This is a genomic window from Mycobacterium sp. SVM_VP21, from assembly GCA_024758765.1.
Lineage (GTDB): Bacteria > Actinomycetota > Actinomycetes > Mycobacteriales > Mycobacteriaceae > Mycobacterium > Mycobacterium heraklionense_C.
The window spans coordinates 2,046,023-2,063,972 of the sequence record CP101406.1; the positions used below are offsets into that span (position 1 = coordinate 2,046,023).

Here is a 17,950-nt window from a genome sequence, read left to right on the forward strand (position 1 = left end):
GTGGACGACGACAGCCTCCACCCAACGGGCAACGACCGGACTGCCGAAGGCATCGCCGCTGCCCCGTTGCCCACCCGCAGCAAACTGCGAGCGCGTCAGAACCTACTCATCCAGTCCTGGCGGTTCACCCGCTTCACCCTCAAGATGATGCGGATAATCTTCCGCGGGCACGGCTGACCCCGACCGGGAAATTCAGGATTGCTCGTCGAGGTAGTGGACAGCTTGCGCAGTGTAGGTGGGTTCGATCTTCATGATTGCGTCGATGCGGACTCGGTCTCCGACGGCGAGTCTGCGGGTTTCTTGTCCGCCGATCCGCATGTCCACGCCATCGACGTCGACGTCGCAAACGTCGAGATGGCTCTCCAGGCCACCAGTCATGCCGCGGGGCACGCGGCCGAGAAGCACCCCCGCCAATTGGGTCAGCGGTGTACTACCCAACGAGATCCGGCTCGATACCACGCACTGAAGTACCGAGGTGCCTGGTCACGGGTCCTCGATCACTACCGCGAGGCACCTCATGTTCAGTGAGGACGTGCCACCTGATGTCGGAACCAGGCTTCCGAGGCAAACATGCTGACTGCTCGCCGATCCCTGGGAGGACGGTCCGATCTGGTGGGGGGCGAACCTAAAACCGCACAGGGTTGAAATGCCCTGAGAACCGAATTACCCGAAGATGCCGGGCGAGCCCAAGCGGGTGCAGCCCAGCCGGGAGAAATCAGACTGACGGCTCCAACAGGCCGATGCAGGTGGCGGTGAGCAGCCGGGTCAGCGCAGTGCTGAAGTCCAGATTCCAATCAGGCGGAACCTGGGACTCCGCGGAGTAGGCGTCGGCAAGGTCGGCCGGCGGATGGGCGATCTGCCACAACGGCGCCGCCAGTGAGTACGAGGCCAGCAGCAGGTCCAGCGCGCGTTCCTTGCCGAGGCCGGGCAGAGCCCGCTCGATGGCATCGGCCATGGCCAAGCCCGCTGTGGAGCTCCTGCGGCGAACCTCGATCACCCGGTCGACGTCGACCTCGTGCTCCAGATGCAGGTGCAGATTCGCCAGCATGTCGCAGAACAGGGGGTCCGCGACCAATCCGCTGGTCAGGATCGTCGCGACCCGCGCCGGAGACATCGGCCCGGGCTCGCTCAGCGCCGCGCAGACGGTGGCAGACCAGCGTTCCCAGCTTTCCGCGGCCAGGCGCAGCAGCACCTCTTTGTGCGAGCTGAAGTAGCGCCGCACCGCGGAGTAGTGCACTCCGGCGCGGCTTGCGACCGCCGTCAGGGTCACCGAGGCGACACCGGTCTCCAACGCCACCGAACGCGCCGCCTCCATCAGTGCTTCGGCCCGCTGACGTTTCTTCTCGTCGCTGCGGGCGCGTTGGAAGGTCGCCTGGCGCACAGCGCGAGGATAACGCACACAGCGTGCGTTGCAGGCGTCCTCAGAAGTGCTGTAGCGTGCGCTTACGCTCGTCGACGTGGGTTAGGGTGCCCAAAGATGTCTGGTAAAGGGGACTCCGATTTTCAAGGTGCTGAGCCGGGTGTGGATACCCCTGGTGATACTGGCCGTGGTCGGCGTTGCCGGCTTCACGGTAACGCGTATCCACGGCATGTTCGGATCCGAGAAACGCCCGTCGTACTCCGATGGCAAGGTCGACGAAACCAAGCCTTTCAACCCCAAGCGGATGACCTATGAGATCTTCGGTCCGCCCGGGACCGTCGCGGACATCAGCTATTTCGACGTCGACTCAGAACCACAACGGGTCGCCGACGCCGTGCTGCCGTGGCAATTGGAGATCGTCACCACCCTGCCGGCGGTAGTGGGAAGCATTATGGCCCAAGGCAACAGCGACAGCATCGGCTGCCGAATCATCGTCGATGACGAAGTCAAGGCGGAACGCGTCTCCAACGAGGTGAACGCCTACACGTTCTGTCTGTTGAAGGCCGCATGAGTCCGTCGACGATCCAAGGTATCGGCGGGCAACCTGAGCGGACGTTCATCGCGCGCACCATTCGCCGACTGTCGGTGCCGATCATCCTGGGGTGGCTGGCGCTGATCGTGGTGTTCAGCGCCATGGTGCCCCCGCTGGAGCAGATCGGCAAGGAGAACGCCGTCTCGGTCAGCCCGACGGATGCCCCCTCGGTGCAAGCCATGACCCAGATGGGCAAGGTCTTTCAGGAGTCGGATTCCGACAGCACCGCGATGATCGTGTTGGAAGCCGATCACGAACTCGGCGACGCCGAGCACGAGTACTACGCCGAGTTGGTCGCCAAGCTCAAAGCCGACACCGCGCACGTTCAGCACGTGCAGGACTTCTGGGGCGATCCGATGACTGCGGTCGGAGCCCAGAGTGCCGACGGCAGAGCGACTTACGTGCAACTGAACCTGGTCGGCAACATCGGCGAGGCCGCGGCGAACGACTCCATCGAGGCGGTCCGCAACGCGGTGGACTCCATCGAGAAACCCTCCGGGTTGACGGTCTATGTCACCGGCACCGCGGCGCTGGCCAACGACATGAACCATGCCGGCGACAAGTCCATGTTGAAGATGATGGCCGTCACCGTCGTGGTGATCCTGACCATGTTGCTGGCCGTCTACCGGTCCATCACCACCGTCGTGCTGCTGCTGGTCATGGTGTACCTGGAGCTGTCCGCCGCGCGCGGTGTAGTGGCGTTCCTCGGGCATAACCACCTGATCGGATTGACCACGTTCGCCGTCAATCTGTTGGTCTCACTGGCCATCGCCGCCGGTACCGACTACGCGATCTTCCTGATCGGCCGGTATCACGAGGCCCGGCACGCCGGCGAGGACCCGGAAACCGCGTACTACACGGCTTTTCACGGAGTTTCGCACGTCATCCTGGGCTCCGGCCTGACGATCGCCGGCGCGCTGTTCTGCCTGCACTTCACCCGGATGCCCTACTTCATCTCGCTGGGCATTCCCTGTGCGGCCGGCATGCTCGTCTCGGTGGCCGCCGCGCTGACTCTGGGCCCAGCGATCATCACCGTCGGCAGCCGGTTCGGCCTGTTCGAGCCCAAGCGCAAGATGAGCACCCGCGGCTGGCGCCAGTTGGGGACGGCCATCGTTCGCTGGCCGGGACCGATTCTGATTGCCTCGCTGATCGTTTCGACCGTCGGTCTGCTGGCCCTGCCGGGCTATCAGCCGGCCTACGACGACCGGAAGTACATTCCGACCGATATCCCGGCCAATGAGGGCTTCGCCGCAGCGGATCGGCACTTCTCGCAGTCCCGGATGATGCCAGAGGTGCTGTTGATCGAGTCCGATCACGACATGCGCAACCCGTCGGACTTCCTGATCATCGACAAGCTGGCCAAGTCGGTGTTCAAGGTCGTCGGGATCTCCCGGGTTCAGGCGATCACCCGCCCGCAGGGCACCCCGCTGGAACACACCTCGATTCCGTTCCAGATCAGCATGCAGAACGCCGGCCAGCTGCAGACCATGCAGTTTCAGAAGAAGCGCATGGACGACATGCTCACCCAGGCCGAGGCGATGGCCGAGACTATCGCCACCATGCGCCAGATGTACGGCCACATGAGCCAACTGGCCAACACCACCCACGAGATGGTCGTCGACATGGATGACCTACAAGCTCAGATCTACGACATCCGGGACCACATCGCCGATTTCGAAGACTTCTGGCGGCCGATCCGCAACTACTTCTACTGGGAACCGCACTGCTACGACATCCCGATCTGCTTCTCCCTGCGCTCGGCGTTCGACATGGTCGACAGCGTTGATCCGATGAGCGAGAGCATGGACAAGATGATCGCGCACATGGGCGATATGGATGCCCTGATGCCGCAGATGCTGAGTACCTTCCCGCCGATGATCGACACCATGGAGACCATGCGGACCATGATGCTGACGATGCACAGCACCATGGCCGGCATCTTCTCCCAGATGGACGAGATGAGCGATAACGCCACCGCGATGGGCAAGGCGTTCGACGAGTCGAAGAACGACGACTCCTTCTATCTGCCGCCGGAGGTATTCGAGAACCCGGACTTCAAGCGTGCGATGGACATGTTCATCTCCCCGGATGGCAAGGCGGTGCGGATGATCATCTCGCACCGGGGCAATCCCGCCACCGCGGAAGGTATTTCGCATATCGACAAGATTCGTGAGGCGGCCGAGGAAGCACTCAAGGGCACCCCGCTGGAGGACGCCACGATCTACCTCGGCGGGACGGCCGCGATGTTCAAGGACATGCACGACGGTTCCTTCTACGACCTGCTGATCGCCGGAATCTCCTCGCTGTGCCTGATCTTCGTCATCATGCTGTTGATCACCCGTGCACTGGTCGCCGCGGCGGTGATCGTCGGCACCGTCGCGCTGTCGCTGGGAGCGTCGTTCGGATTGTCAGTGTTGGTTTGGCAGTACCTCATCGGCATGCCCCTGCACTGGCTGGTGATGGTGATGTCGGTGATCGTGCTGTTGGCGGTCGGGTCGGACTACAACCTGATGCTGGTCTCCAGACTGAAACAGGAGATCCACGCCGGGTTGAACACCGGCATCATCCGGGCGATGGGCGGTACCGGCAAGGTGGTGACGGCGGCTGGCCTGGTGTTCGCCTTCACCATGACCTCGATGGTCGTCAGTGACCTGCGCATCATCGGGCAGGTCGGCACCACTATCGGCTTGGGCCTGATGTTCGACACGTTGATCGTGCGGGCGTTCATGACGCCGTCGATCGCGGCGCTGCTGGGCCGGTGGTTCTGGTGGCCCATCAACGTGCTGCCGCACGTCGGCGGCAAAGCCGCCCGGCACCGAGAGGCCGCCGCTCTCGCACCAGCGGATAACACCGAGGAGCTGGCCCACAACCGGTAGCCGAGTGTGAGCGATCGCATGCTCAGAGGCCAGAAAACCAATTAGGTAGCATGGCTAAAGTTATGTAGCATTGCTTACTGAGTTCGGATGGCTAAGCGGCCATTTGCTGGCGCATTCGCCTCACCTGCTTCACCCGACTCAGCGGTCTCACCGGCGGGTTTAGCGTCCGAGAACTGACAGAGTGAAAGGACCGGGGGAATGGCTACAGTGGACTCCATGCGTACGCACCGCTCGATTCTGCGGGGCATCGTCGTGACCGCTGCTGCCGCGGGCGCAGCCGTGGCCGCGGTGCTGTTGCCCGCCACCGCCTCCGCCGACGCGACCGACGACTTCCCGATCCCGCGTCGCGTGATTCGCACCGACTGCAGTGCCGAGCAGATGCTGGCCGCCAGCCGCGACCTGTCGCCGATCTACTACGAGCGCTACATGATCGACATGCACAACAAGCCGGTCCAGGTGCAGCAGGCCGCCATCGACAAGATGCACTGGTTCTTCTCGCTGAACCCCGATCAGCGCCGGGCCTACTCCGAGGAACTGGCGACCAATTTCGCCGACCCGCTGACGGTGTCGTGGCCCAACCACGCCAAGATCTTCTTCAACAACAAGGGCGTCGTCGCCAAGTCGACCGAGGCCTGCAGTCAGTACCCGCGCGACGACATGTCGGTGTGGGACTGGGCCCCCAAGCCGTAACAGGAGACCGATGAACGGTTCCGCCCGTCGAGTCATGCGGGTTCTGCTCGTCTCCGGCGCGGTGGGCGGCCTGTTTCTGGGGGCCCCGGGATCACCTGCGGGCGCGCAACCTGCGGGGTTCCCCAACTTCGACGACTTCACCACGGTTCCGGTGGACAACTACATCTCGACGGGCCCCAAGGGGCCGGGGCGCTGGGTGAACTTCTCCACGCCCTACAACGTCGCCTGCCAATTCGACGCCATCGACCCGCCCGCGGGATCGTCGCAGGCCATCATGTGCGACGGCGATATGCCGGGCTTGGCCAACGCGCCGCTGGGTTCGGGCGCCCCGGTGCCGGGCGGCTGTGTGATCGGGACGGTGCGCTCGCAGGGCGCGGCGGGGCTGCGACTGAACCGTGAATCGACCGGCTGCGGCCGCCAATTCTCCAACGGAGCCTTCCTGGGCGTCGGGCAGAAGTTGTCGTACGGCAACGTCACCTGCGCGGTGGGCACCGACCAGCTTGTCGCCTGCCTGGACACCTCTCTAGGGCATCACGGTTTCGTGCTGAGCCCGTCGGGCAGCACGGCATTTTAGAGGTCCTGCGCTACGGGTTGACGTTGAACGTGGTGGTGTAGGTGCGTGGGCGATAGGGCGGCGGCGGGGCATCTGGCCCGGTCGGCCAGCCCTCGGGTCTCGGCCACGTGCTGAGCCGCATCGTGACCTGCTCTTGCCCGTTGGGAAGCGTCTCGATGTTGACAATGCTCGGCCCGTACGGGACGGCCGGCTCATTACCAGGGCTCGGGATGAATCCGGGGCCGGTGAGATCCTGCGAGGGAGCCTGCAGCAGTCCCTGCGGGCTGCCGGCGGTGACCCCCACGGCCTGGCCGTCGTCGCTGGCGCTGGCCAACAGATACCCGCCCTGGGGCAGCGACACAATCTGATTCTCCCGATCGGCTGGACCCAGATTGTTGAAGGTGCCGACCTCGTGCAGGCTGTTCATCCAGGCATTCGGCGGGTCACCGGCGGCGACCGGGGCCGACTGCCACAGGGCGCGCTGGCCGTCCTGGCCGACGTTGCCGACGATCATCATGGTTCTGGATGCCGGGTCGTAGACGCCGCTGGCCTGGGAGATGCCCACCTTGGTGTCCGAGCCGAGCGGAGTGCCCAGCAGCGGCCCCAAATCCGTTGCCGGATCGGCCAGATTCTGGACCCGCGATTCCGGCGCGATGTAGTTCTCCGGTGAGGTGCCGAGCCCGTAGGGCCGCACACTGTAGAAGGCGTATTGCTGGCCGTCGGGGCCGATCGCGGTGCCGGTCGGCAGTGCCCGGAAACCCTCGTCGACGGGGAACGGATTATCGATGTCGGGCTTGCCGGGGGTGTGCAGACGGGGGTGGCCGCTCTCCGGGTCGCCGGTGATGACGATGCCGGTGCCCGGGATCGTCGCGCCCAGGTCATACGGCGAACCGTGCTGCTTCTCCGGCATCGGTGGGCTGCCCACGCCGGCGATGGTGGGATCGCGGGGCTGCTGGCCGTTAGCAGGAATCGTGCTGTCCACCAGTCGGATGTGCGGGTCCTGGCCGTCCTCACCGCTGCCCAGCTTGTAGTGGTTGGTCAGGGTCTGCGCCAGCTGCGCCCGGTGCCGGCTGTCGGCGGCGGCATCGGAGACCACCCGGTAGATTTCGCGGGTCTTGGCGGTGAGGAATCGCTGGAACTGGCGGGAACCGGTGGGGGTGTCCAGTCCTGGCCAGGTGGCGGCCGATTCGCGGATCTCGGCCTCGATGGCGTCAAGGCGTTGCCGTGAACTCACGGCATTGCGTACGGCCTGCTGCAGGATCGTCTGGAGTTCTTTGTCGGCTGCTACCGATGTGGCCAGCCGGTTTGCGAGCTCCTCTTCACGCGCGCGCGCCGCATCCGCGAAGGCACCGCGTTGACGCGGCGGTTCCAGCTTCGCCTCTCCTGCGTCGAGCCTCGCTGAACCGCCGAGGTTCTCGGCCATAGCGAACAGGGTAGCCGCGCCAGATTGGGCTTACTGGCCCTTCTTCGCCCGGCGCTTTCCGGACGGGCGCGGCTTGTCCTCGCTGGTTGAGGCCGGCTCGTCCGGTTCTTCGCTCGTCGGCTCGGCGATCTCAGTGGCTGCAGGCTCGTCGGCAACCGCAGCGTCGGCGTCGTCGTCGGTCTCGTCGCCCGACTCTTCGTCGGTGTCAGCGTCCTCGGCGTCTTCGGCGTCTTCGGCGTCTTCGGCCTTTGCGTCGCCGGACTTCTTGCCCCGCCGACGCTCTTTCTTAGGCTGCTTTTCGGCCTTCGGCTTGATCGGTTTGGGCGGCGGCGGCGGCATTTCGGCGACGAACGCCAGGTAGAACGCGCCGATTCCCAACAGGGCGATCGCGGCCGCGGCCCCGTAAATCCCGAACAGCCACATTCCGAAACTGTCCAGCGACAACCAGATCTCGCTGATCGCGGTGCCGGCGATCAACGCTGCGGCCACCAGGTGCGCCACGATCGAGCCGGTCCGCAGCGACAGCGCAAGCTGCGGGGTGCCGTACTCGGGCTTGCGGGACTGCTTCAACACCGCTGCCACCGGCAGGGCCATCGCCCCGACCAGCAGTCCGAGGAGGACTCGCATCACGGTGCCCAGCACATGCGGGCTGAAGCCGGTCAGCTCCCACCACCGCGGCAGGACAAAGAGGAAATACAGGATGGCGGCGAGAGTCGAGAGCGACGCGTGCCAAACCGTGGCGACGGTACGACTCACGCCACCTCCCATGCTCGTCAGCTAGTGAGTCAGGTGCGACCGGACCTCGATCTTTCGGTCCGGCCGCACCTGAATCGGGTGCGGAGGATAGGGGATTTGAACCCCTGAGGGCTATTAACCCAACCCGCGTTCCAGGCGAGCGCCATAGGCCACTAGGCGAATCCTCCGTCGGCAATGGTAGCTGAGTCTCTTGGATGCCCTGCGCACTCCTCTTCCTGCCCGCCTCCACCGCGCTCTGCTGGACTGCCCGACTCCTCAGCTGTCTGCTCCGCCGACCGCATCGTCGCCGGGCGCCCGACCACCGCTGTGCTCCATGGCGGTGGCCCGCAGCGCCCGGCTTCGCCGTGCTCGCGACCACCGCTAGACTTGCCCGTGGACCCCGCGCGGCGTCCATCCTGTGAACTCCCCTAGGGCCGGAAGGCAGCAAGGGTCAATGGGCTCTGGCGGGTGCGCGGGGTCCCCTTATATGTCGGGCCTTCGCCGGCTGATCGCGCCTGATAAGGGACTTGAAAGGGACAGAGTGTCGCTGCATACCCTCAACCGTGCCGACCTGACCGCGCAATATGAGCGCTACCAGCGGGACTACGCCGAGCTGCAGGCCAAGAAGCTCGCACTGGACCTCACCCGCGGCAAGCCGGCGCCCGAGCAGCTCGACCTGGCCAACGGCCTGCTGGCCCTGCCCGGTCCGGACGACTACCGCGGCGACGACGGCACCGACACCCGCAACTACGGCGGCCTGCAAGGTCTGCCCGAGCTGCGCTCCATCTTCGGGGAGCTGCTCGGCATCGCGGTGCCCAATCTGATCGCCGGCAACAACGCCAGCCTCGAATTCATGCACGACGTCGTCGTCTACTCGATGCTGCACGGCGGCGTGGACTCGCCGCGGCCCTGGAGTCAGGAGCCGGTCGTCAAGTTTCTGTGCCCGGTGCCCGGCTATGACCGGCACTTCGCGATCACCGAGACCCTGGGCATCGAGATGATCCCGGTCCCGCTGCGCGAGGACGGCCCAGACGTCGACCTGATCGAAGAACTCGTCGCCGCCGACCCGGCCATCAAGGGCATGTGGACCGTGCCGGTGTTCGGCAACCCGACCGGCATCACCTACTCCTGGGAGACCGTGCGCCGACTGGTCCAGATGAAGACCGCCGCACCCGACTTCCGGCTGTTCTGGGACAACGCCTACGCGGTGCACACCCTGACCACCGAGTTCCCCCACCAGATCGATGTGCTGGGGCTGGCCGCGGCCGCCGGCAACCCGAACCGGCCGTACGTGTTCGCCTCGACCTCGAAGATCACCTTCGCAGGTGCCGGCGTCAGCTTCTTCGGTGGCTCGCTGGGCAACATCGCCTGGTACCTGCAGTACGCCGGGAAGCGCTCGATCGGCCCGGACAAGGTCAACCAGCTGCGTCACCTGCGGTTCTTCGGCGACGCTGACGGTGTGCGGCTGCATATGCGCCGCCACCAGGAGATCCTGGCGCCCAAGTTCGAGTTGGCCGCCGAGATCCTGGAGAACCGGCTCGGTGACTCCAAGATCGCGTCGTGGACCGACCCCAAGGGCGGCTACTTCATCAGCCTGGATGTCTGGCCGGGCACCGCCCGACGCACCGTGGCGCTGGCCAAGGATGCCGGCATCGCGGTCACCGAAGCCGGCGCCTCGTTCCCGTACCGCAAGGACCCCGACGACAAGAACATCCGGATCGCTCCGTCGTTCCCGTCCACCGAGGACCTGCGCAACGCTGTCGACGGACTGGCCACCTGTGCGCTGCTGGCCGCCGCCGAGCACCTGCTGGGCTGACATGCCACGTGCTTGGGGCTGCGCGGTACTGACGGCAGCGTTCTGTGTACTGGGCCAGGTGCCCGCGGCGCACGCGGTGCCGGATCGGCCGGTCGAACCTGCGCCGGTGCAGGCGGGGCCCGACGAGACCGGGGCATTGTCGCCGAGGGCAGCCGAACAACTCGATGCCTTCCGCCGCGATGCCGCCGAGGGCGCGCTGGGAAATCCGGTGGTGTACGGCGACGGCCAGTGCTATCCGCTGGTCCAGCAATACATTCATGCGCTCGGTTACCCCTGGCAAAATAGGGATCCCAGCGGCAATGCGTTCGATCTCTACGAACATTTCCCCACCAATGGCCTGGGTGAGTACTTCGAGCAGATCCCGTTCGACGGCGGCCTGAACCAGCCGCGGGTCGGCGACATCGTCATCTACGGCCCCGGTGGGTATGTCAGTGAGCACGGGCATGCCGCAGTTGTCACCGCCGTTCGGGGCAGCGGTCCCCTGTTCGGCTACGAGGTCGCCGAACAGAACTCCAGCGGCCGGTTGTTCGTGACGCTGAACTGGCGTGACGTCAGCTCCATGTGGAACACGTTGGGGTATCTGCGCCCCAAGGCGTAGCGCTTCGGCTGCCGGGCCTGCACCGTCGTCGGGCCGAGCAAGTACCCTGCTGGCGTGGCGCTTTACCGCAAATACCGGCCGGCATCCTTCGCCGAAGTGGTGGGGCAGGAGCACGTCACCGAACCCCTGTGCACCGCGTTGTCGGCGGGCCGGATCAACCACGCCTATCTGTTTTCGGGACCTCGCGGCTGCGGCAAGACCTCGTCGGCGCGCATCCTGGCCCGATCGCTGAACTGTGTGCAGGGGCCGACCCCGACACCGTGCGGAACGTGTGACTCGTGCGTGGCGTTGGCCCCCAACGGCCCGGGCAGCATCGACGTCGTCGAACTCGACGCGGCCAGCCACGGTGGCGTCGACGACACCCGCGATCTGCGGGATCGCGCCTTCTACGCACCCGCCCAGTCGCGCTACCGGATCTTCATCATCGACGAAGCGCACATGGTGACCACCGCGGGTTTCAACGCGCTGCTCAAGATCGTCGAGGAACCGCCCGACCACCTGATCTTCGTGTTCGCCACCACCGAACCGGAGAAGGTGCTGCCCACCATTCGGTCGCGCACCCACCACTACCCGTTCCGGCTGCTCGCGCCGCGAACCATGCGCGAGCTGATCGGCCGGATCTGCGCGCAGGAGAACGTCGCCGTCGACGACGCGGTGTTCCCCTTGGTGATCCGGGCGGGCGGCGGCTCGCCGCGTGACACCCTCTCGGTGCTCGACCAGCTGCTGGCCGGCTCGGAGAAAGACGACGCCGGCATTGACCACGTCCACTATCAACGGGCGCTGGGTCTGTTGGGGGCCACCGATGTCGCGCTGATCGACGAGGCGGTCGACGCCTTGGCCGCCGGGGACGCCGCATCGCTGTTCGGAGCGGTGGAGGCGGTCGTTGACGCCGGCCACGACCCGCGCCGGTTCGCCATCGACCTGCTGGAGCGGTTCCGGGACCTGATCGTGCTGCAGGCGGTCCCCGACGCGGTCGCCAAGGGTGTGGTCGACGCGCCCGAAGACATGCTGGAGCGGATGCATGAGCAGGCCGCCCGGCTGGGCCCGGCGACCTTGGCCCGCTACGCCGAGGTGGTGCACGCCGGCCTCGGCGAGATGCGCGGCGCGACTGCTCCCCGGTTGCTGCTGGAGGTGGTGTGTGCCCGGCTGCTGCTGCCGTCGGCCGCCGACACCGAAGCCGCACTGCTGCAACGGGTTGAGCGCATCGAGGGCCGACTGGACATGTCGATCCCGGCGGCACCCGCACGGACCGGGGCCGCCCCCGCGGCGAGCTCGCCGGCTCCGGCCGCTGCCGCCACGCAAGCGGCACCCGCCGCGTCACCCGCCAAGCAGTTCACCCGTCGCTCTACCCGGGCCGCTGAGCCCGCGCCCGCGCCTGCGCCGGAGCCCGCCGCCACACCCACTCCCGAGCCGGTGCCGGCACCCGCCGCGACGGCGCCCGAACCCGAACCCGCTGCACCACCCGCGCCGGCCCCCGCGCCGCCGCCCGAACCGGAGCCCGCTGCGGCGCCGCCGGCACCCGCACCCGCTGCGGTGGTGACTCCGGGCGAGCCCGATGCCGCCGCCGTGCGCGCGATGTGGACCACGGTGCGCGACAAGGTTCGTCAGCGCAGCCGCACCACCGAGGTGATGCTCGCCGGCGCGACCGTGCGCACCGTGGACGGCAACACGCTGGTGCTCAGCCACGAGTCCGCCCCGCTGGCCCGGCGGCTCTCCGAGCAGCGCAACGCCGACGTCATCGTCGAAGCGCTCAAGGATGCCCTCGGGGTGAACTGGCGGGTGCGTTGTGAGGCCGGCGGACCCGCTCCGGACGCGGGCCCGGCGGCGGCGCCCGCTCAGGTCGACGTGGAGTCGGCGCGCCGCGCCGACGAGGAGGCCATGCTGGCCGAGGCCGCCGTAGATGCCGGCTCCGACGCCCCGCCTCGTCGCGACCCCGAAGAAGTGGCCCTGGAGTTGTTGCAGAACGAGCTGGGTGCCCGCCGGATCAGCGGCGACTGATCGGCTAGGGCTGCCACCAAGGCCTCAGCGGCAGATCGTCGTCGCCGTCACGGTCGACGTTGCTGGCCAACACCTGATGCAGCTGGAACAGGTTGCGTTCGAAGCACAGCACCGACGCCGCCATGTACAGCCCCCACACCTTGGCCCGACCCAGCCCGACCTCGGCGACGGCCTCGTCCCAGTGCGACACCAGGTTGCGGCCCCACTGCCGCAGCGTCATCGCGTAGTGGTGGCGGAAGTCCTCCTCGTGCAGCACTTCGAGCCCGGACTGCTGAATGTCGGAGATCACGCGGCCCGAGCCGGTGATCTCGCCGTCGGGGAAGACATAGCGGTCGGTGAAGGCGTCGCCGCGGTAGATCGAGTTGTCCGGCATTGTCACGCATTGATTGAGCAGCAACCCGCCGGTGCGCAACTTCGACTTGAGGAAGCCGAAGTAGGAGCGATAGTTCTTCACCCCGATGTGCTCGCTCACCCCGATCGATGAGATGGCGTCCAACCCATCCTCGCGGATGTCGCGGTAGTCGCAGTGCCGCACCTCGGCCAGGCCCGCGAGTCCCTCGTCGGCGATTGCCGTTCGTGCCCACTCGACCTGTTCGGCCGACAGGCTCACCCCGAGCGCCTGAACGCCGCGGCGGGCGGCGTAGCGCACCATGCCGCCCCAGCCGCAGCCCACATCGAGCAGCCGGTCGCCGGCTTGCAGGCGCAGCTTTTCGAAGATCAATCGGTACTTGTTCTCCTGCGCTTCCTCCAGGCTCGCACCGGGATTGGGGTAGATCGCGCAGCTGTAGGTCATCGACGGACCGAGCACCCACTCGTAGAAGGTGTTGGAGACGTCGTAGTGGTGATGAATCGCATCGGCGTCGCGAGCCTTGGAATGCCGCAGTCCCTGCGCGGTACGACGCCATCGGGGTGGGGCTTCCTCCGGTGGTGGCGGAATCGGCTTCAGGTTCTTCAGCCCGACGGACCGGACGATGTTGGCCAATTCGCGCGGCGACGGGTGCTTGAACTCCAGATCCGCCATGGCGTTGAGTACCGGGTACGGATTGCCGGGATGCACGCCGCGCAGTTCCAGGTCGCCGGCGACGTAGGCGCGGGCGATCCCGAGTTGACCGAGTGACGTGGCCAGATAGGCGGTGGCGCGGGGGTTCAGCAGATCGACGCCCAGCTCCGTGTCGCTGGGTCCGACGCTGCTGCCGTCGTAGGCGGAGATCTTCAGTGGTGGCTGGCCTCCGCCCGCCAGGAGCATCAGAACCTCGGCCAAGCCGAGCTTGCCGTTCGTGGTGGTTTTCGTACTTTTGGTCAGTGTCTTGGCCGTCATGATGTGCCCCCCTTGCCGAGTTGCGAATAACCGCCCGGGCGCCGCCTCAAACACGCGTAACGTGGCACCCCAATGGGCGATATCACCGAAACAACCACCTGCGCGATCGTCGGTGGCGGACCGGCAGGCATGGTTCTCGGGTTGTTGCTGGCCCGGGCCGGCGTAGAGGTGACGCTGCTGGAGAAGCATGCCGACTTCTTGCGCGATTTCCGTGGCGACACCGTGCACCCCACCACCCTGCGCCTACTCGATGAGCTCGGGCTCTGGGAGCGTTTCACGACGCTGGCGCACAGTGAGATCCATCAGGTCAGCCTTGACGTGGCCGGGCGCGACGTCACGGTGGTCGATTTCGGCCGGCTGCGTCGCCAGCCGCACCCCTACGTTGCGATGGTGCCGCAGTGGGACCTGCTGAACCTGCTCGCCGAGTCCGCGCAGACCGAGCCGACGTTCACCTTGCGAATGCAGACCGAGGTCACCGGGCTGCTGCACGAGAACGGTCGGGTGGCTGGAGTGCGCTACCGCGACGCCGAGGGCACCGGAGAACTGCGTGCCGACCTCACGGTGGCCTGCGACGGGCGCTGGTCGGTCGCGCGGCATGAGGCGGGCCTGCACTCACGCGAGTTTCCGGTGAACTTCGATGTGTGGTGGTTCCGGCTGCCGAACGACCGCGCCGCCCAGCCCACCTTGTTGCCCCGCCTCGGGCCGGGGCGGGCCGCGATCATGATTCCGCGCGACAGTTACTTTCAGGTCGCCTACCTGGGGCGCAAGGGCACCGACGCCGACAAGCGGGCGCGCGGTATCGAGGGGTTCCGCCGCGACGTGGTCGAGCTCATCCCCGAGGCCGCGGATTCGGTGGAGGCGCTGCAGAGCCTGGATGACGTCAAACACCTCGATGTACGGGTGAATCGGTTGCGGCACTGGAGCATTGACGGGCTGTTGTGTATCGGCGACGCCGCACACGCGATGTCGCCGGTGGGTGGGGTCGGCATCAATCTGGCGGTGCAGGACGCGGTGGCCGCTGCGACCATCCTGGCCGAACCGCTACGGCAAGGGCGGGTGACCGCTCGGGATCTGGCCGCCGTGCAGCGACGTCGGGAGCTGCCCACCGTCGTCACCCAATCGGTGCAGCGGGCAGCGCACCGGGCACTGAACCCCATCCTGCGCGGCCAGAACCTCAGCCCGCCGGCGAGCGTGGGCAGGCTGTTCGCGATATTGCCCTGGCTCTCGGCAATTCCGGCTTATCTGGTCGGTGTGGGCGTTCGCCCGGAGCGGGCCCCGGCCTTCGCGCGCCGACCCTGAAGTTAGGGCCGCCACCACGGCCGCAGCGGCAGGCCGGCGTCGTCGCCGCCGTTGACCGCCAGCGCGTGATGAAGCTGAATACCGTTGTGCTCGAAGCCCAGCCGGGAACCGGCCATGTACAGGCCCCACACCTTGGCAGTGGCCAGCCCGACCTCGGCCACGGCGTCGTCCCAGTGCGCCACCAGGTTGGCGCACCAGTCGCGCAGGGTCAACTCGTAGTGATTGCGCAGGTTCTCGGTGTGCAGTACCTCTAGGCCGACGTCCTGAATCTCGCTGATGATCCGGCCCGATCCAGCCAGCTCCCCATCGGGGAACACATAGCGGTCGATGAAATCGCCCGCGGTCGCACTGGATTTGTTGTCCGCTCGGGTGATGCAGTGGTTCAGCAGTAGGCCGCCACGACGCAGCTTGGACTTGAGGAAATCGAAATAGGCGGGGTAATTGGCCACGCCGATGTGTTCGGTCATCCCGATCGAGGAGACCGCGTCGAACCCGGATTCGCCGACATCGCGATAGTCGCAGTGCCGCACCTCGGCTCGGTCGGCCAGGCCAGCGTCGGCGATCGCGCGCTGCGCCCACTGGGCCTGCTCGGCCGACAGCGTCGCACCGATGGCGCGCACCCCGTGCCGCGCCGCGTAGCGCACCATGCCGCCCCAGCCGCAGCCCACGTCGAGCAACACGTCGCCGGGGCTCAACCGCAGCTTGTCGAAGATCAGCCGGTACTTGTTCTCCTGGGCCTGCTCCAGCGTCGCATCCGGAGTCGGATAGACCGCGCAGGTATAGGTCATCGACGGCCCCAGCACCCACTCGTAGAAGTCGTTGGACACGTCGTAGTGGTGATGGATCGCCCCGGCGTCCCGAGACTTGCTGTGTCGCAACCCTTCCGCGATACGTCGCCACCGGGGGAGTGCCTCTTGGGGTGGCGGGGCGATCGGCACCAGATGCTCGATCCCGATCGAGCGCACGATGTTGGCCAGCACCCTGGGCGAGGGCCGTTTGAAGTGCAGTTCGTCGGCCAGTGCCTTGAGCAGCCGATAGGGATCCCCGGGGTGCACGCCGTGCAGCCCCAGGTCGCCGGAGATGTAGGCGCGGGCCATCCCCAGGTCGCCGGGGGCGGTGGCCAGATAGGTGGTGCCGCGCGGGGTCAGTAGGTCCAGGCCCAGGGGTGCGTCCTCGGGGCCGGTGCTGCTGCCGTCGTAGGCGGTGAAGCGCAGCGGCAGGCGTCCGTCGGTGGCCAGGGTCTCCAGCACCTGGGCCAGGCTCAATCTGCCGGTCGAAGTGCGTACCTGCTCGCTGTCGATCGTCATCGTCGTCGCACCGCCTTGGCGTAGAGGTCCAGTAGCCGCGAGTCGGGGTCGTAAGTCTTTTTGATCCTCCGATAGGTTTCACCGCCGTAGAGCTCGTCAAACTCCGCGGCGGTGTAGTAGGAGTCGGAGTACAACGACTTGTGGCCGTCGAGCTCGCTCACCTTGGCCTCGATCAGGCGATTGGTGGCTCCCTCGGTAGCGCCGGCCGGGACCGACGACCAGAAGCCGACGTTGACGTAGGTGCGATTGGACCGGATCGGGTACAGCGGCCACTCCTCGTCGCCGCGCAGCCGCAGCGGGCACAACCACACCGGCTCGATCGGCACGTGGGCGAAGAACCAGTCCAGGAATTGCCGGCAGCGCTCCAGCGGGACCTCGACGTCCTGCACCACTCGCTCACGAGGCGGGCGGTGATGCCGCTTCTCGATCCGGTCGGCGATGGCGAAGCGCTGGTCGTAGGCGATCAGCTTCGAGTAGACACTGCTGCGCCGGTAGCGCCGCGGCCACCACCGGCGCACCAGGGGGCGCTGTGCCCCGAACGCGCGCGAGCACCAGAACCAGTCGGTGTCCCAGCGCCACAGGTAGTCGTGGATGGTCAGCCGGTCGTCTTTGATCCCGTGCGCGTGCCTAATCGAGCGGTAGTAGATCTGCTGGCCGGTGTAGTCGCTGACGGCGCCGGGAGTATCGGTCGCGATACCGACACACAGGTAGCACTCTCGGGGGCTGAACACCACCCCGTCGAGGTAGTCCACCGGAACGCCTTCGAGTCCGCCGGTGTCGATGATGCGGTCCATCGTCGAGACCAGCTCGTCCAGGGAATCGAAGCGGATGTGCCGCAACGCGACGAATGGCTTGACGGCCTCTAGCTCGATCCGCAGGCGCGTCGAATATCCCAGCGTGCCATAGGAATTCGGAAACGCGTGGAATAGATCCTCATGCCGGTCGCGCGACACCGTCAGCAGTTCGCCGTCGCCGGTGAGCACGTCCATCTCCAGCACCGACTCGTGCGGCAGCCCATTGCGGAACGACGCCGACTCGATTCCCAGGCCGCTGACCGCACCGCCCACCGTGATCGTCTTGAGCTGCGGGACCACCAACGGCGCCAGACCGTACGGGAGGGTGGCGGCGACCAGGTCCTCGTAGGTGCACATGCCGTCGACGTCGGCGGTGCGGTTCTCCGGGTCGATCGCGATGACGCTCACCAGGCCCGAGGTGTCCAGCCCGGGTGCCTGGCGCTTCGCGCGAGCCCGAAACAGGTTGGAGGTGGGCTTGGCCAGCCGGACCGATTCGTCGGCGGGGATGTTGCGGTAGCTGTCCAGCAGCCGACGCACCCCCCGCGCGTGGGATGTCGGTGTATCGGCCGGCCGAACGGACATCACCTCCCA

The 17,950-nt window shown here is 66.6% G+C and carries 15 protein-coding genes, 1 tRNA gene, 1 other RNA gene and 1 pseudogene; 10 read left to right on the forward strand and 8 right to left on the reverse strand.

All coding sequences use genetic code 11. The annotated features are described in order from the left end of the window. The gene (locus NM962_09385; protein UVO14187.1) at nt 1–177 is read left to right on the forward strand and encodes a hypothetical protein; all 177 of its coding nucleotides are present in this window, start codon (nt 1–3) and stop codon (nt 175–177) included. A 15-nt stretch (nt 178–192) separates the two neighbouring features. Here the strand turns inward: NM962_09385 and NM962_09390 are convergent, their stop codons facing one another. Together NM962_09390 and NM962_09395 are read right to left on the reverse strand one after the other, a co-directional pair. Further along, nucleotides 193–438 (reverse strand): hypothetical protein, encoded by a 246-nt coding sequence (locus NM962_09390; GenBank protein UVO14188.1) that lies wholly within the window; start codon nt 436–438, stop codon nt 193–195. Nucleotides 439–715: 277 nt separating this feature from the next. Further along, a complete protein-coding gene (locus NM962_09395; GenBank protein UVO14189.1) occupies nt 716–1,381 on the reverse strand; it encodes a TetR/AcrR family transcriptional regulator in 666 nt (221 codons plus the stop codon). A 127-nt stretch (nt 1,382–1,508) separates the two neighbouring features. On the opposite strand from NM962_09395, the gene NM962_09400 reads away from it, so the two are divergent. The 4 genes and pseudogenes from NM962_09400 to NM962_09415 all read left to right on the forward strand — a co-directional run bounded on the left by NM962_09400 (nt 1,509) and on the right by NM962_09415 (nt 6,092). Continuing rightward, the gene (locus NM962_09400) at nt 1,509–1,931 is read left to right on the forward strand and encodes an MmpS family protein (protein ID UVO14190.1); all 423 of its coding nucleotides are present in this window, start codon (nt 1,509–1,511) and stop codon (nt 1,929–1,931) included. Continuing rightward, nucleotides 1,928–4,726 (forward strand): annotated as a pseudogene (locus tag NM962_09405) (RND family transporter). The gene NM962_09400 and the pseudogene NM962_09405 overlap by 4 nt, the downstream one beginning before the upstream one ends. 309 nt (nt 4,727–5,035) lie before the next feature. Next, nucleotides 5,036–5,518, forward strand: a complete 483-nt coding sequence (locus tag NM962_09410; GenBank protein UVO14640.1) for a DUF5078 domain-containing protein — start codon at nt 5,036–5,038, stop codon at nt 5,516–5,518. A 10-nt stretch (nt 5,519–5,528) separates the two neighbouring features. After that, complete coding sequence (locus NM962_09415; GenBank protein ID UVO14191.1) at nt 5,529–6,092, forward strand: hypothetical protein; 564 nt, start codon at nt 5,529–5,531, stop codon at nt 6,090–6,092. 10 nt (nt 6,093–6,102) lie between these two features. Here NM962_09415 and NM962_09420 read toward each other — a convergent pair whose 3' ends face one another. The 3 genes from NM962_09420 to NM962_09430 form a co-directional block, all read right to left on the reverse strand. Next, nucleotides 6,103–7,494, reverse strand: a complete 1,392-nt coding sequence (locus NM962_09420) for a DUF4226 domain-containing protein (protein ID UVO14192.1) — start codon at nt 7,492–7,494, stop codon at nt 6,103–6,105. Nucleotides 7,495–7,524: 30 nt separating this feature from the next. Beyond that, nucleotides 7,525–8,250, reverse strand: a complete 726-nt coding sequence (locus NM962_09425) for a hypothetical protein (protein ID UVO14193.1) — start codon at nt 8,248–8,250, stop codon at nt 7,525–7,527. Nucleotides 8,251–8,331: 81 nt separating this feature from the next. Next, nucleotides 8,332–8,417: transfer RNA gene (locus tag NM962_09430), tRNA-Ser, on the reverse strand. Between the two features lie 204 nt (nt 8,418–8,621). Here NM962_09430 and ffs point away from each other — a divergent pair. The 4 genes from ffs (at nt 8,622) to NM962_09450 (ending at nt 12,641) form a co-directional block, all read left to right on the forward strand. Beyond that, nucleotides 8,622–8,716: signal recognition particle sRNA small type (ffs, locus tag NM962_09435), an RNA gene on the forward strand. Nucleotides 8,717–8,770: 54 nt separating this feature from the next. Further along, a complete protein-coding gene (locus NM962_09440) occupies nt 8,771–10,045 on the forward strand; it encodes an aminotransferase class I/II-fold pyridoxal phosphate-dependent enzyme (protein UVO14194.1) in 1,275 nt (424 codons plus the stop codon). A gap of 1 nt (nt 10,046) precedes the next feature. Then, complete coding sequence (locus tag NM962_09445) at nt 10,047–10,643, forward strand: CHAP domain-containing protein (protein UVO14195.1); 597 nt, start codon at nt 10,047–10,049, stop codon at nt 10,641–10,643. Between the two features lie 54 nt (nt 10,644–10,697). Beyond that, nucleotides 10,698–12,641, forward strand: coding sequence for a DNA polymerase III subunits gamma/tau (locus NM962_09450; protein ID UVO14196.1), 1,944 nt, complete (start codon nt 10,698–10,700; stop codon nt 12,639–12,641). A gap of 4 nt (nt 12,642–12,645) precedes the next feature. On the opposite strand, the gene NM962_09455 is transcribed toward NM962_09450, so the two are convergent. Next, complete coding sequence (locus tag NM962_09455) at nt 12,646–13,959, reverse strand: class I SAM-dependent methyltransferase (GenBank protein ID UVO14197.1); 1,314 nt, start codon at nt 13,957–13,959, stop codon at nt 12,646–12,648. An 81-nt stretch (nt 13,960–14,040) separates the two neighbouring features. Between NM962_09455 and NM962_09460 the strand changes: the two genes are divergently transcribed. Further along, nucleotides 14,041–15,258, forward strand: a complete 1,218-nt coding sequence (locus NM962_09460; GenBank protein UVO14641.1) for an FAD-dependent oxidoreductase — start codon at nt 14,041–14,043, stop codon at nt 15,256–15,258. A 2-nt stretch (nt 15,259–15,260) separates the two neighbouring features. On the opposite strand, the gene NM962_09465 is transcribed toward NM962_09460, so the two are convergent. Together NM962_09465 and NM962_09470 are read right to left on the reverse strand one after the other, a co-directional pair. Further along, nucleotides 15,261–16,565 carry a class I SAM-dependent methyltransferase gene (locus NM962_09465; GenBank protein ID UVO14198.1) on the reverse strand — a complete coding sequence of 435 codons (1,305 nt, stop codon included), beginning with the start codon at nt 16,563–16,565 and terminating at the stop codon, nt 15,261–15,263. Beyond that, nucleotides 16,562–17,941, reverse strand: coding sequence for an FAD-binding oxidoreductase (locus NM962_09470; GenBank protein ID UVO14199.1), 1,380 nt, complete (start codon nt 17,939–17,941; stop codon nt 16,562–16,564). The genes NM962_09465 and NM962_09470 overlap by 4 nt, the downstream gene beginning before the upstream one ends. Between the last annotated feature and the right edge of the window lie 9 nt (nt 17,942–17,950).